Raw genomic sequence first — 12,962 nt, forward strand, 5'->3', positions numbered from 1 at the left:
CTATCGGTTTGCGACCGCGGACTATTCGATACAGAACAGGGTGTTGTCCCTGAACAATACCGTCTGATCTGCCGCAGTCTGAAACCAATGCAACGGAGAAAATATGCAACAGCCCGCATTAACATTGATGATTGTGGATGACCACCCGCTGATGCGCCGCGGTGTCCGTCAGCTGCTGGCGCTGGATCCCCGGCTGGAGGTGATCGCCGAAGCCAGCAACGGCACTGAAGCGCTGGCGGAGGCCCGCCATCAGGAACCGGACATCATTCTGCTCGACCTGAATATGAAAGGCATGTCCGGACTGGATACGCTGAAGGCGCTGCGCCATGAAGGGATCAGTTCGCGCATTCTGGTGCTGACCGTTTCTGACGCCCGCAGCGATATTTTTGCCATGGTGGATGCCGGTGCTGACGGCTATCTGCTCAAGGACAGCGAGCCGGAGGTCCTGCTGGCGCATATCCTGCAGGCATCACGAGGCGAAAAGGTCTTCAGCGAGGGCGTCACCCGCTATCTGGCTAATCGCCAGCACAGTGCCGATCCTCTGCGTCAGCTCACAGAGCGCGAACGGGATGTGCTGCAGGAAGTGGCGCGTGGCCTGTCGAATAAAGAGGTTGCCGCTATTCTGCATATCTCTGAAGAGACGGTAAAAGTGCACATTCGTAACCTGCTGCGGAAACTGGATGTCCGCTCACGCGTCGCCGCCACGGTGATGTGGCTTGAAAGCCGCAAATAGCCAACGAATTTACATTTTCTCCTCAATTTCTCCACGATTTCCCCCGCTGCCGCACGTAGAGTAAACGGCGGCGGAGAAACGTGGCAAAGACCCGCCGAGTTTCCTGCCAGAGCGCCCGTTGCTGGTGGGCCTGACCAACGATAAAAGTAGTGAGGAGTGTCGATTTAATGTCGAATTTCTTTATCGACCGCCCTATCTTTGCCTGGGTTCTGGCGATTCTGCTGTGCCTGTGTGGCACGCTTTCGATTATTTCGCTGCCTATTGAACAGTACCCCGATCTGGCACCGCCCAACGTGCGCATCACCGCTAACTATCCGGGCGCATCCGCCCAGACGCTGGAAAACACCGTTACCCAGGTGATCGAGCAGAATATGACCGGCATCGATAATCTGATGTACATGTCCTCTAACAGCAGCAACACCGGCCAGGCACAGATCACCCTCACCTTTACCGCCGGGACCAATCCCGATGAAGCCCGTCAGCAGGTACAGAACCAGCTGCAATCCGCACTGCGTAAATTGCCACAGGCGGTGCAGTCGCAGGGTGTGACCGTCAATAAAACCGGTGACAGTAATATTCTGATGGTGGCATTCGTTTCAACCGACGGCAGCATGGATAAGCAGGATATTTCAGACTATGTCGCCAGTAATATTCAGGATCCGCTAAGCCGTATTGATGGCGTCGGCCAGGTTGACGCTTACGGCTCGCAATATGCGATGCGTATCTGGCTCGATCCCAATAAACTGATCGCCTATTCGCTGACCACGGAAGATGTGGTTAGTGCGATCCAGTCGCAGAACACCCAGGTTGCCGTGGGTCAGGTGGGTGGCCTGCCGTCGGTAGAGAAACAGGCGCTTAACGCTACGGTCAACGCCCAGTCGATGCTGCAGACCCCTGAGCAGTTCCGGGCGATTACCCTGAAGAACAATCCCGATGGTTCGGTGGTGACGCTGGGCGATGTCGCCAGCGTGGCGCTGGGCGCTGAGAAGTATGATTATCTGAGTCGTTACAACGGCCAGCCCGCGTCAGGCCTGGGGGTGAAGCTGGCGTCCGGTGCCAACGAGATGAACACCGATAAGCTGGTGCGGGCGCGCATTGAGGAGCTGTCCCACTACTTTCCGCACGGTCTGGAAGCAAAAATCGCCTATGAAACCTCCCCTTTCGTTAAAGCGTCAATCACCGATGTGGTGAAGACACTGCTGGAGGCGATTGTGCTGGTATTTGGCGTGATGTACCTGTTTATGCAGAACTTCCGTGCCACCTTAATTCCTACTATTGCAGTGCCAGTGGTGCTGTTCGGCACCTTCAGCGTGCTCTATGCCTGCGGGTTCAGCATCAATACCCTGACCATGTTTGCCATGGTGCTGGCGATCGGGCTGCTGGTGGATGATGCCATCGTGGTGGTGGAAAACGTTGAACGTATCATGCATGAAGAGGGACTCTCGCCGCGTGCCGCCACCCGAAAATCGATGGGCCAGATTCAGGGCGCGCTGGTGGGCATCGCGCTGGTGCTCTCTGCGGTGTTTGTGCCGATGGCGTTTTTCGGCGGTACCGTCGGCGCCATCTACCGTCAGTTCTCAATTACCATTGTGTCGGCGATGGTGCTGTCGGTGCTGGTGGCGATGATCCTGACACCGGCGCTCTGTGCCACGCTGCTCAAACCCGTTTCACAGGGCGAGCAGCCTGAGCGTCGCGGCTTCTTCGGCTGGTTCAATCGTCACTTTAATCGCAATGCTGACCGCTACGAGCGCGGGGTCGCGGGTATCCTGCGCAAGGGCGGTCGCTGGCTGCTGCTCTATCTCGGCATCATCGGCCTGATGGCCTTTCTGTTTTTGCGTCTGCCGACGTCGTTTCTGCCGCTGGAAGATCGCGGCGTATTCCTGACGCAGGTTCAGCTTCCGGCAGGCGCGACGCTCGAGCAAACTGCCAGCGTCGTCGCCAAAGTCGAAAACTATTATCTCACCGAGGAGAAGGCCAACGTGCTGTCGGTCTTCTCCACCATCGGCGCAGGTCCGGGCGGCAATGGACAAAACGTGGCGCGTCTGTTTGTGCGGCTGAAAGACTGGGAAGCGCGGCCCGGTGCCGATCGCACCTCGTTCGCGATTATCGAGCGCGCGACGAAGGCATTTCAGAAGATCAAAGAGGGCCGGGTGATTGCCAGCAGCCCGCCAGCCATCACCGGCATGGGCAGCAGCTCCGGCTTTGACCTGCAACTGCAGGATCACGCGGGCGTCGGTCATACCCAACTGATGGCGATGCGTGACAAACTGCTGGAGATGGCGGGCAATGACAACGCGCTGTCGCGGGTACGGCACAATGGACTGGATGACAGCCCGCAGCTGCAGATCGATGTTGATGCACGTAAAGCGCAGGCGCTGGGCGTGTCGCTGGATACCATCAACGACACCCTGACCACCGCGTGGGGTTCCAGCTACGTGAATGACTTCCTGGATCGTGGCCGGGTGAAGAAGGTCTATGTGCAGGCTGCCGCTGAATTCCGCATGCTGCCAGACGACATCAACAAATGGTACGTGCGCAATAGCAGCGGCAAAATGGTGCCCTTCTCCGCGTTTGCCACCAGCCGCTGGGAGACCGGTTCCCCACGTCTTGAACGCTACAATGGCTATTCGTCGCTGGAGATTGTCGGCGAAGCGGCCAGTGGCGTCAGCAGTGGCACGGCGATGAATGAGATGGAAAAACTGGTTAATGCCCTGCCCCTGGGCGTCGGGTTCCAGTGGACCGGTGCCTCTTATCAGGAGCGGCTCTCCGGTTCGCAGGCACCGGCACTTTATGCGATTTCGCTGCTGGTGGTCTTTCTCTGCCTTGCCGCGCTGTATGAAAGCTGGTCGATCCCGTTCTCGGTGATGCTGGTAGTGCCGCTGGGCGTGGTCGGGGCGCTAATCGCCACCTGGATGCGTGGGCTGGAAAATGACGTCTATTTCCAGGTTGGCCTGCTGACGGTAGTGGGGTTATCCGCCAAAAACGCCATCCTGATTGTAGAATTTGCTAATGAGATCAACACCCGTGGACGCGAGCTGGTGGAATCTACGCTGGAGGCATCGCGTCAGCGCCTGCGGCCGATTCTGATGACCTCGCTGGCCTTTATCTTTGGTGTACTGCCCATGGCGATCAGCAGCGGAGCGGGCTCCGGCAGCCAGCATGCCGTGGGAACCGGTGTGATGGGCGGAATGATCTCTGCCACACTGCTGGCGATCTTTTTTGTGCCGCTGTTCTTTGTGCTGGTACGCCGCCGCTTCCCGCTCAAAGAGAAGCCGCTCGACTAAGTAGAGGCGCAAATAAAAAGCGGTCACTGATATCAGTGGCCGCCTTATTTCTGTGTGTGGTAAGAATTCCAGCAAGCGGGATTAACCTGCTTTTTTCTTCGCGCGTTACTTGTTGCGTAACATCGCTTCGATAAATTCTTTCCAGGTTCCCATTTCGGTGTCAATCATAATGCCCTCTCTTATTGTGCTGGCAATGTTACGCTCTTTTTTTATACAGGTGAATACGTTTACACCTGTTATATCTATCGGCATACGCCATAAAAACATGAATGTTGCTGGTTTTGCAAGCTGACGCACACTTCAGCAACTCCTTAACCCCGTTGAAAATAATTTATTTTAAACCCAGCGGTAGACTATTTTATCAACATGGCGAAATTCCTAAGCTCTTATTGATAAGCAGGGTAATGGTTAGCTGCGAAATTGATAGCGTTTACCCGATGCCGGACGATGACCTTGCTGCCGTGCTCTGTGGCCCGATTCCCGCGCCTGTGCAGATGCCGCAACGGATCACACTATGGTAAACTCGCACTTTGGCTGCTTTTTTCAGCTTTTACTTCTCACAGGACAATAAGGATCGGGCAATGAGCACGCAGTGGGTGATGTTCGGGATTAAAAATTGCGACACCATAAAAAAAGCCCGGCGCTTTTTAGCAGACGCAGGCGTTGACTATCACTTCCACGACTACCGTGCGGATGGCCTGAACGATGCCCTGCTGCAGGAGTTTATCGATGCACTGGGTTATCAGGCTCTGCTTAACACCCGGGGCACCACCTGGCGTAAATTGCCTGAGAGTGATCGCGACGCGGTTACCGATGCCAGCAGCGCCAAAGCGCTGATGCTGGCGCATCCCGCCATGATTAAGCGTCCGCTGTTGCGCGCCCCGGATGGCGCCCTGCTCGCCGGTTTCAGCGAAGCCACCTATCAGAATGCTATCCAGGAGAAGTCATAATATGTTTTGCCCGGTCATTGAGCTGACGCAGCAGCTTATTCGTCGCCCCTCTCTCAGCCCCGATGATGCCGGATGTCAGGCTCTGCTGATCGCCCGTCTTGAAGCCATTGGCTTTAAGATTGAAACGATGAACATCGACGACACCCTGAATTTCTGGGCCACCCGTGGCGAAGGTGAAACGCTGGCGTTTGCCGGTCACACCGATGTGGTGCCGCCTGGCGATGCCAGCCGATGGATTAATCCGCCATTTGAACCCACCATCCGCGACGGCATGCTGTTTGGCCGCGGCGCGGCCGACATGAAAGGATCGCTGGCGGCAATGGTGGTGGCTGCCGAACGTTTTGTTGCAGTACGTCCCAATCACCGCGGGCGACTCGCCTTTATGATTACCTCTGATGAAGAGGCCAGCGGGGCCAACGGCACGGTTAAAGTGGTTGAACGGCTGATGGCGCGCCGCGAACGGCTCGACTATTGCCTGGTCGGCGAGCCCTCCAGCACAGAAGTGGTGGGTGATGTGGTGAAAAATGGCCGTCGCGGCTCAATCACCGCTAACCTGATGGTGCATGGCGTGCAGGGCCACGTCGCTTATCCGCATCTGGCGGATAACCCGGTTCACCGGGCGATGCCAGCGCTGAACGAGCTGGTCGCGACCGAGTGGGATCAGGGGAATGAGTTCTTTCCGGCGACCAGCATGCAGATTGCCAACGTCCAGGCGGGTACCGGCAGTAACAATGTGATCCCCGGCGAGCTGTTTGTGCAGTTTAACTTCCGCTTCAGCACCGAACTCACCGATGAGATGATTCGTCAGCGGGTCGCAGAGCTGCTGGATCGTCACCAGTTGCGCTACACCATTGAGTGGAAACTCTCTGGCCAGCCCTTCCTGACCACGCGCGGTAAGCTGGTTGATGCCGTCGTGAAAGCTGTAGCGCACTATAATGAAATTAAGCCGCAGCTGCTGACCACGGGCGGAACCTCCGATGGCCGCTTTATTGCCCGGATGGGTGCACAGGTGGTGGAACTGGGGCCAGTGAATGCCACCATTCATAAAATCAATGAGTGTGTGAAAGCCTCCGACCTGCAGATGCTGAGCCGGATGTACCAACGCATCATGGAACAACTGATCGCCTGACGGCGGTTTTAAGGAGCAGCAAATGGAATTTATTAAAGATTACTGGTGGATCCTGGTGATCCTGCTGATGGTTGGCGTGCTGATGAACGTTTATAAAGATCTGAAACGCATCGATCATAAAAAATTTATGGATAACAAACCTGACCTGCCGCCGCATCGTGATTTCAACGATAAATGGGATGACGACGACAACTGGCCGAAGAAGAAGTAAACGAAAAAGCCCCTGCTATGCAGGGGCTTTTTTATGGTTCTTCACAAAGTCAGCTCTCATCAGCGTTAAGATCGAGCTTGCGCAGGGGCTTTTTTACATCATCACGATAACATCATCGTCACCCGGTTTTGCGCCGCTTAACGCCTCATCAAAGTAGCGTTTTGGCACCGTATAACGCAGATGATTCAGCGCCAGTTCCATGCTGCGGTGATCGATGGCGTGCTCGAGATCGTCAACGATATCCAGGGTAACGTCGCCACCGCAGGCGGTCAGCCGATGCTCCGCCTGCTGCGCATGGTGCAGCGGGACCTGCTCATCATAATCACCGTGGATCAGGTGGATGGTGGTGCGGGTACTGGCCTTCTCCGGCAGGGTAATAAACCGGCCATTAAACACCACCGCGCGGCCCGCCAGATCCGGATGCGCCTTAACCCCTTCCAGCACCATACTGCCGCCCTGCGAAAAGCCGATTAAGGCTGTCGCTTCCGGCCGCACGCTGCTCTTTTTTTGCCAGTGACGCACAGACCCAACAAACTGCGGCATGGCCGCATCAACCCGCTGCTGGACGGTCTGATCGTGCAGGTCGGTTTCGCCGAACCACTGACGACTCGCACCAGGCGAGCCGACGGACACCACCAGCGCGTCGGGAAACGTTCGGGCAAACCAGTTGCCAATCTCGCCCATTGAATCCGGGTTATCGCCAACGCCATGGTAGAGCAGAAACAGCTGTGCTGTGGTGGCAGGCTGTTGAACGATTACATATTTCAGTGTCATGTTGACCTCCTGTGTTCACTCTACGCCGCCTGGCATAAAATCATATGAGGATAATTTGAACCAGCTGGTCGAATTATTTCAACGGCAGGTGCAGCAAGGCTGCATCAACGCCCAGTGTCTGGAGGGCCGCTGCCGCCTGCTGACGCAGCGCTGCGACTAGCGCTTTGCGCCCGCTCACTCCCGCCTGCTGGGCCAGTTCGCTCAGGGCTGTGGGTGTGGCTACCGCCGCGGCCAGCAGCGGTACAGAGGCTGAACTGGCCTGCACCAGACGCTGCAACACCGGCAGGCTTGCTTCCAGTGGCCGCTGCGCCCAGGCAAAACCCGCCGCCAGACGAATATCCTGCGCGGTCAATCCGTCGTCAGTAACCTGATCAAACTGCAGTTCCAGTGCGATATGCTGGCGCAACAGTGGCCAGTCTCGCGCCAGCTGTTCTGCCGCGCGGTGCTGCAATGCCTCACCCGCAGCAGAACAGGGCAACATGGCCATCGCCGCGTAGCAGCCGCTGCTGGCTTCGCGCTGGCTACCAATCCGCACCAGGCTAAAGCCACAGGCGCGCCAGAACGCCCAGAGAGGTTCAGTGTAGCCAAAGCTGACGGAGAGGTAGTCATATCCGACGGCCGCACTGGCCGCTGCCGCAACCAGCTGCTGTCCGGTTCCCAGACGACGCCGCTCCGCCGCCACGGCAATACGGCTGATGCGCAGCGAGCGCAATGTCGCCGCCTCAGCCAGACCGGCGTGGGCTGCCAGCGACTGCGCCACCAGATTCCCGCGAGGTCGCCGGGTGCCCGCCCAGACCGCCTGTGCCAGAGCAGGTTCAAGACCGCCCTCTTCCACCAGCCAGAGCGCGCCCTGTAACGCCGGCGCATCGCCAGCCTGCCACAACTGCATACCGGGTGCATCCAGCAGACGGCGCAGATCAAGCGGCGAGGTACGATAGTGCGCACTGGTCAGCAGACGATACGCGGCCTCCAGCGCGCTGAAATCGTGGCGCTCAACACGATGAGGCGTTACAGGATAATCGGGGGCGGTCGCGGCGGCATCCTCAAACAGCAGCGCCTGGTTCAGCCACTGCTCCAGCGGGTCGAAACGCGACCAGCGCAGCGGCTCATCGAGCGTAAAATAGTGTGCATCAGGAAGCCCGGCGCAGAATTTAAGGATAAACCCGCGCCCGCTTCCTTCGTAGCCCTGTACGGTGGTGGTGAGCAATACGCGGGGATATCGACTGACCAGCGCCTGCAGCAGCGGTGCCGGGATCGCCGCCGCTTCATCCACAATCAGCCATTCCGCCTGCGGCGGCGTCTCCAGCGCCAGCAGCGCATCGGGTGCCATAAAGTGAAAAGCGTCAGCGGCGAAGGTGCTCAGTACCTCCGTTGAGGCTTTGGCCGGAGCCGTCACCAGACAATGTCCGTTCAATTGTGCCAGCATGCCCGCCAGCGCCGATTTACCGCGTCCACGGGGCGCGGTCAGCACGGCAACTCCCGATGGCAGCCTCATCAACTGATCGAGTATCGCCTGCTGCTGCTGCGGTGCCTGACAGTGCCACTGCGGCCAGTCCGGCTGCGCCGGAAACCGGCATGGCTGATGCTGCCGCTCCAGCAGCACCTGGTCATCCGCTAAAATCAGCTGTTGCAGGTGGTGAACAAAATAAGGGGTGGCGATGGGTTCAGCGACATCGGCCCAGCGCAGGCTGTCGCTGTCAGGCTGCTGCGCCCACTGTTCCCAGGGCGGCACCAGCAGTAACAGCCAGCTACCGGCGGTGAGCGTGCCAGCCAGCGCAGCGAAAGCGTCGGCATGAAAGCCCTGACGGGCGTCAAACAGAGCATGACGAAATTCACGACCAAGCAGCGTGCGCACCGCAGCAGGCTGTTTGTGCAGGACCGGCGTTTTATCGTGATCCGGGCCTTTATCCGAAGCAGAGAACAGCGGTTCCGGGCTCAACGCCAGCCAGTCGCCGGTCAGCGTTTCACGCCACGCCGCAGCCCGTAGTAAACACCAGGCCGGGTCGCCGCTGATCACCGCCAGACGACGCACACCGGCCTGCTGCATAAGCTGCGTAAGAGGCTGCAGACTCATTAGTTGCTGGCGAAGGTGTTGCACTGTCCTGGATTGCCACCATCAAACCCGCGCTTGAACCAGGTGTAGCGCTGCTCAGACGTGCCGTGGGTGAAGCTGTCCGGCACTACGCGGCCCTGACCTTTCTGCTGCAGGCGGTCATCGCCAATTGCCTCGGCGGCATTCAGCGCTTCCTGCAGATCGCCCGCTTCAAGGATATTTTCCTGCTGCATATAGTGTCCCCAGACACCGGCAAAACAGTCCGCCTGCAGTTCCATTTTGACGGAGAGCTGATTAACCTGCGTCTGGCTGGCACCCTGCTGCATTTCACGCACTTTCGGTTCAATACCCAGTAGTTTCTGGACATGGTGGCCAACTTCATGCGCGACGACATAGCCCTGGGCGAAGTCACCGTCCGCGCCAAGTTTGGTTTTCATCTCGTCATAAAAAGAGAGGTCGATGTAGACGGTCTGATCGGCAGGACAGTAGAACGGCCCCATGACTGACTGTCCGGTACCACAGCCGGTGCGGGTTGCGCCGCGATACATCACCAGCTTCGGTGCCACATACTGTTTGTTCATCTGCTGGAACAGTTTGCCCCAGGTGTCTTCCGTGGTGGCCAGGATCACCTTCGTGAATTTCGCAGCCTCATCATCATTGGCGCTGACGCTGCGCTGTTGCTGCTGGCTGGTCGGTGCAACTTCGCCGCCTGTCAGCAGTGCGGTCAGGTCGTAACCGTAATAACCCGCGATGGCCACGACAATCAGCAGCACAATACCGCCTTTACCGCGCGGCAGACGAATCTGGCGGCCTCCGCCGCCTAAACCGGACGATTGATCGCGACGGTCCTCTACATTGTCGCTTTCGCGACGCCCTTGCCAGCGCATGCTGTATTCCCTCAGTCATTTTTTCAGATGGCATGATTTTAGTTGTGTGAGGCAGCAATCACCAGCTTTACCCTGAAATGAAAAAAGGAGAGCCGGGGCTCTCCTTTTTCTTTCTGCGCGGCAGGCAAACTCAGTCGAGCTTCACGCCCAGCCGCTGTGCAACCGCTTCATAGGCTTCCACCACGCCGCCGAGGCTCTGGCGGAAACGGTCTTTATCCATTTTATCCAGCGTCTCTTTGTCCCACAGGCGCGCACCGTCTGGCGAAAACTCATCGCCCAGCGTCACTTCGCCGTTAAACAGACCAAACTCCAGTTTGAAGTCGACCAGAATCAGACCCGCATCGTCGAACAGTTTGCTCAGCACCTCGTTGGCTTTAAAGGTCAGCTCCTGCATCCGCGCCAGGTTCTGTTTGCTGACCCAGCCAAAGGTTTCGCAGTAGGATTCATTGACCATCGGGTCATGCTTTGCATCATCTTTCAGGAAAAGATCAAACAGCGGCGGATTGAGCACAATGCCCTCTTCCACGCCCAGACGTTTTACCAGCGAGCCTGCGGCGCGGTTACGTACCACGCACTCTACCGGCACCATCTCCAGCTTCTTCACCAGCGCTTCAGTATCTGACAGCAGCGCTTCCATCTGGGTCGGGATACCCGCTTCCTGCAATTTAGTCATGATAAAATGGTTAAACTTGTTGTTAACCATTCCCTTGCGATCAAATTGCTCGATTCGGGCGCCATCACCTGCTGACGTATCGTTGCGGAATTCGAGTATCAGCAGATCCGGGTTATCGGTGCTGTATACGGTTTTCGCTTTACCGCGATACAACTCAGCTCGCTTTTGCATCTTGTTCACTCCAGACTTGAAATAACGGGTGTTCAGCGGCCAGTGCCGCTGCGGCGATTGCCTTGACGCAATCGTTTACTTCGCCGCGCGCTATTATGCCAAAAACAAAATAAAAAGGCCGGAGAATCTCCGGCCTGTGGCAACTTTATTTGTTCAGCGCCGCCTGGAACACGGCCACCAGCGCATCGTTCTGCGACTGGGTCAGCACATGCCCTTTCGGGTCGATGAATTGCAGACTGGTGCGGTTGTCGAGATCGCCGACCTGCACTTTGTAATCACCGTTTAGTAATTCCGGATCTTTCGCACCGACTGAATCCCAGTCGCTGCTGCTCAGTGACTTGTAGGTCACCTTCATGCTGCCGGTTGAGCGGGTCGTGTCGGTCACTTCCATCCCGACGCGTTTCATTGCATCAGGCAGACGCTGCCATGCCACGTTGTATGGCGTACGCAGGATCAGCAGTGGCAGGCCGGTATCATCTGCACCGCTCTGCACATCAATGGCCCCATTCACCCGACCAGAGGCCGCGTTTTCACTCGCCGTATCAATCTTGTCCATACCGGTGCTGATGTCATTCAGCATCTGCGCGGTGTAACGCTGGATCTGCACAGGTGAGGTAATGGTTTTACCATCCTGCTGCAGCTCCAGCAGACGAACGGTTAACTGCTGCTGATAGCTCTGCGACTGCACGCTGATCTGGTAGCGGCCACGATACTGCTGATCTTCATCAGCACGGTTCCACTGCACCCAGTCCGTCGTCAGCTGCTGGCCTGCGTCATTACGGGAAGCAATCGGGAATTTGTAAGACTGCACCACGTTGACGACCTGCGACCAGACTGAACCGCGGCTGTTATCAATCATCAGCGCGCCGGTATTGTTGCTGAACTGTGCGCGGGTGCCGTTCATCAGCGCCAGCGGCTGGGCTGGCGGACGGATGTCGAGCTGCTTGCCGGTGGGTGCCTGACTGGTCGTGCGCGGCACGTCGAAATCACCACGCTGCACCGGCAGGATCATTCCGGCAGGCGCTTTCAGTTCATTTAACTGACTGGCTTCAAGATAAGATTCGTCACCGCTGACCTGGCGCTTATAACGCTGATCGCTTGAACAGGCCGACAACAGCATCAGGGTAGAAAGCCCCACCACTGTGGCTACTGTTGACCGCTTTACTGAGTAATTCATTCAAACTCCCTAAATTATCGCAAACCCGCTTTCACCAGCGCCTGCTCCACTTTCGGCTGGCCGGCTGCAGTCAGTGGCGTCATTGGCAGACGCAGCGTGTCGTTAGCGATTAATCCTAGCTGTTTCGCAGCCCATTTCACCGGGATAGGATTGGGTTCACAGAAAAGCGTCTGGTGCAGATGCATCAGACGCTGATTCAGGCGGCGTGCCTCGACGAAATTGCCCTGCTGTGCGAGTTGACACAGTTCGACCATTTCGCGCGCAGCCACGTTGGCCGTCACCGAAATGACGCCTTTGCCGCCCAGTTGCATAAAGTCCAGCGCAGTCGCGTCATCGCCACTCACCAGAATGAAATCTTCATTAACCAGCTCTTGGATCTGACTAACCCGCGATAAGTTCCCGGTTGCCTCTTTGATTCCGATAATATTTTTGATTTCGGCCAGGCGGGCAACGGTTTCCGGCAGCATGTCGCAACCGGTACGCGAGGGAACGTTATACAGCATCTGTGGCAGGCTGGTGCTATTCGCAATCGCTTTAAAGTGCTGGAACAGCCCTTCCTGCGTCGGACGGTTGTAATATGGGGTCACGGTCAGGCAACCCACAACGCCGGAATTTTCAAAACGCTTAGTCAGAGAGATGCCTTCAGCAGTGGCGTTTGCCCCGGTTCCGGCAATCACCGGAATACGGCCATCGGCCAGTTCCAGGGTCAGCATCACCACATCACCATGTTCTTCATGGCTCAGGGTAGCAGATTCGCCTGTGGTGCCGACGGAAACGATCGCCGCGGTGCCGCTGGCGACGTGATAATCAATCAGTTTTTTCAGACTCGACCGGCAGACATTACCGCTGTCATCCATTGGCGTAACGAGTGCAACAATACTTCCCGTAAACATTGGCGATCCCCTCGACAAACAAGTGCT

Annotated in this window: 12 protein-coding genes; 5 read left to right on the plus strand and 7 right to left on the minus strand. The window is 57.2% G+C overall.

Translation table 11 applies throughout. From position 1 onward, the window contains the following. The first annotated feature begins 103 nt into the window (after positions 1–103). Together narL and acrD are read left to right on the plus strand one after the other, a co-directional pair. On the plus strand, positions 104–733 hold the full coding sequence (narL, locus tag NR195_RS15350) for a two-component system response regulator NarL (protein WP_010259976.1): 630 nt from the start codon (positions 104–106) through the stop codon (positions 731–733). Between the two features lie 167 nt (positions 734–900). Further along, positions 901–4,017 (plus strand): multidrug efflux RND transporter permease AcrD, encoded by a 3,117-nt coding sequence (gene acrD, locus NR195_RS15355; protein WP_256844683.1) that lies wholly within the window; start codon positions 901–903, stop codon positions 4,015–4,017. A 105-nt stretch (positions 4,018–4,122) separates the two neighbouring features. Here the strand turns inward: acrD and NR195_RS15360 are convergent, their stop codons facing one another. Then, the gene (locus tag NR195_RS15360) at positions 4,123–4,314 is read right to left on the minus strand and encodes a hypothetical protein (RefSeq protein ID WP_010259981.1); all 192 of its coding nucleotides are present in this window, start codon (positions 4,312–4,314) and stop codon (positions 4,123–4,125) included. A gap of 284 nt (positions 4,315–4,598) precedes the next feature. Between NR195_RS15360 and NR195_RS15365 the strand changes: the two genes are divergently transcribed. Genes NR195_RS15365 through NR195_RS15375 form a run of 3 tightly spaced genes read left to right on the plus strand, consistent with a single transcriptional unit; the run spans position 4,599 to position 6,307 of the window. Continuing rightward, on the plus strand, positions 4,599–4,967 hold the full coding sequence (locus NR195_RS15365) for an ArsC family reductase (protein WP_158131458.1): 369 nt from the start codon (positions 4,599–4,601) through the stop codon (positions 4,965–4,967). 1 nt (position 4,968) lies between these two features. Continuing rightward, on the plus strand, positions 4,969–6,096 hold the full coding sequence (gene dapE, locus NR195_RS15370) for a succinyl-diaminopimelate desuccinylase (protein WP_010671351.1): 1,128 nt from the start codon (positions 4,969–4,971) through the stop codon (positions 6,094–6,096). Between the two features lie 22 nt (positions 6,097–6,118). Further along, positions 6,119–6,307: a YpfN family protein gene (locus NR195_RS15375; RefSeq protein WP_003848800.1), complete on the plus strand. Its 189-nt coding sequence runs from the start codon at positions 6,119–6,121 to the stop codon at positions 6,305–6,307. 93 nt (positions 6,308–6,400) lie between these two features. On the opposite strand, the gene ypfH is transcribed toward NR195_RS15375, so the two are convergent. The 6 genes from ypfH to dapA all read right to left on the minus strand — a co-directional run bounded on the left by ypfH (position 6,401) and on the right by dapA (position 12,935). Next, the gene (ypfH, locus tag NR195_RS15380; protein ID WP_010259992.1) at positions 6,401–7,081 is read right to left on the minus strand and encodes an esterase; all 681 of its coding nucleotides are present in this window, start codon (positions 7,079–7,081) and stop codon (positions 6,401–6,403) included. Between the two features lie 73 nt (positions 7,082–7,154). Next, positions 7,155–9,155 carry a tRNA(Met) cytidine acetyltransferase TmcA gene (locus NR195_RS15385; RefSeq protein WP_256844684.1) on the minus strand — a complete coding sequence of 667 codons (2,001 nt, stop codon included), beginning with the start codon at positions 9,153–9,155 and terminating at the stop codon, positions 7,155–7,157. After that, positions 9,155–10,021, minus strand: a complete 867-nt coding sequence (locus tag NR195_RS15390) for a neutral zinc metallopeptidase (RefSeq protein ID WP_010259999.1) — start codon at positions 10,019–10,021, stop codon at positions 9,155–9,157. The genes NR195_RS15385 and NR195_RS15390 overlap by 1 nt, the downstream gene beginning before the upstream one ends. Positions 10,022–10,151: 130 nt before the next feature. Continuing rightward, entirely contained in the window at positions 10,152–10,865 is a 714-nt protein-coding gene (gene purC, locus NR195_RS15395; RefSeq protein WP_010260002.1) for a phosphoribosylaminoimidazolesuccinocarboxamide synthase, read from the minus strand. Between the two features lie 145 nt (positions 10,866–11,010). Then, on the minus strand, positions 11,011–12,042 hold the full coding sequence (gene bamC, locus NR195_RS15400; RefSeq protein WP_256844685.1) for an outer membrane protein assembly factor BamC: 1,032 nt from the start codon (positions 12,040–12,042) through the stop codon (positions 11,011–11,013). A 14-nt stretch (positions 12,043–12,056) separates the two neighbouring features. Next, complete coding sequence (gene dapA, locus NR195_RS15405; protein WP_010260008.1) at positions 12,057–12,935, minus strand: 4-hydroxy-tetrahydrodipicolinate synthase; 879 nt, start codon at positions 12,933–12,935, stop codon at positions 12,057–12,059. Positions 12,936–12,962: the final 27 nt, after the last annotated feature.

Origin of the sequence: Pantoea sp. Ft-CA_14 (genome assembly GCF_024520875.1) — a bacterium.
GTDB classification, from domain to species: domain Bacteria; phylum Pseudomonadota; class Gammaproteobacteria; order Enterobacterales; family Enterobacteriaceae; genus Pantoea; species Pantoea agglomerans.

Coding starts and splice junctions, on each gene's coding strand:
- acrD (WP_256844683.1), top strand. CDS start 901: ATGTCGAATTTCTTTATCGACCGCCCTATCTTTGCCTGGGTTCTGGCG.
- dapA (WP_010260008.1), bottom strand. CDS start 12,935: ATGTTTACGGGAAGTATTGTTGCACTCGTTACGCCAATGGATGACAGC.
- bamC (WP_256844685.1), bottom strand. CDS start 12,042: ATGAATTACTCAGTAAAGCGGTCAACAGTAGCCACAGTGGTGGGGCTT.
- NR195_RS15390 (WP_010259999.1), bottom strand. CDS start 10,021: ATGCGCTGGCAAGGGCGTCGCGAAAGCGACAATGTAGAGGACCGTCGC.
- NR195_RS15365 (WP_158131458.1), top strand. CDS start 4,599: ATGAGCACGCAGTGGGTGATGTTCGGGATTAAAAATTGCGACACCATA.
- NR195_RS15385 (WP_256844684.1), bottom strand. CDS start 9,155: ATGAGTCTGCAGCCTCTTACGCAGCTTATGCAGCAGGCCGGTGTGCGT.
- purC (WP_010260002.1), bottom strand. CDS start 10,865: ATGCAAAAGCGAGCTGAGTTGTATCGCGGTAAAGCGAAAACCGTATAC.
- dapE (WP_010671351.1), top strand. CDS start 4,969: ATGTTTTGCCCGGTCATTGAGCTGACGCAGCAGCTTATTCGTCGCCCC.
- NR195_RS15375 (WP_003848800.1), top strand. CDS start 6,119: ATGGAATTTATTAAAGATTACTGGTGGATCCTGGTGATCCTGCTGATG.
- narL (WP_010259976.1), top strand. CDS start 104: ATGCAACAGCCCGCATTAACATTGATGATTGTGGATGACCACCCGCTG.
- ypfH (WP_010259992.1), bottom strand. CDS start 7,081: ATGACACTGAAATATGTAATCGTTCAACAGCCTGCCACCACAGCACAG.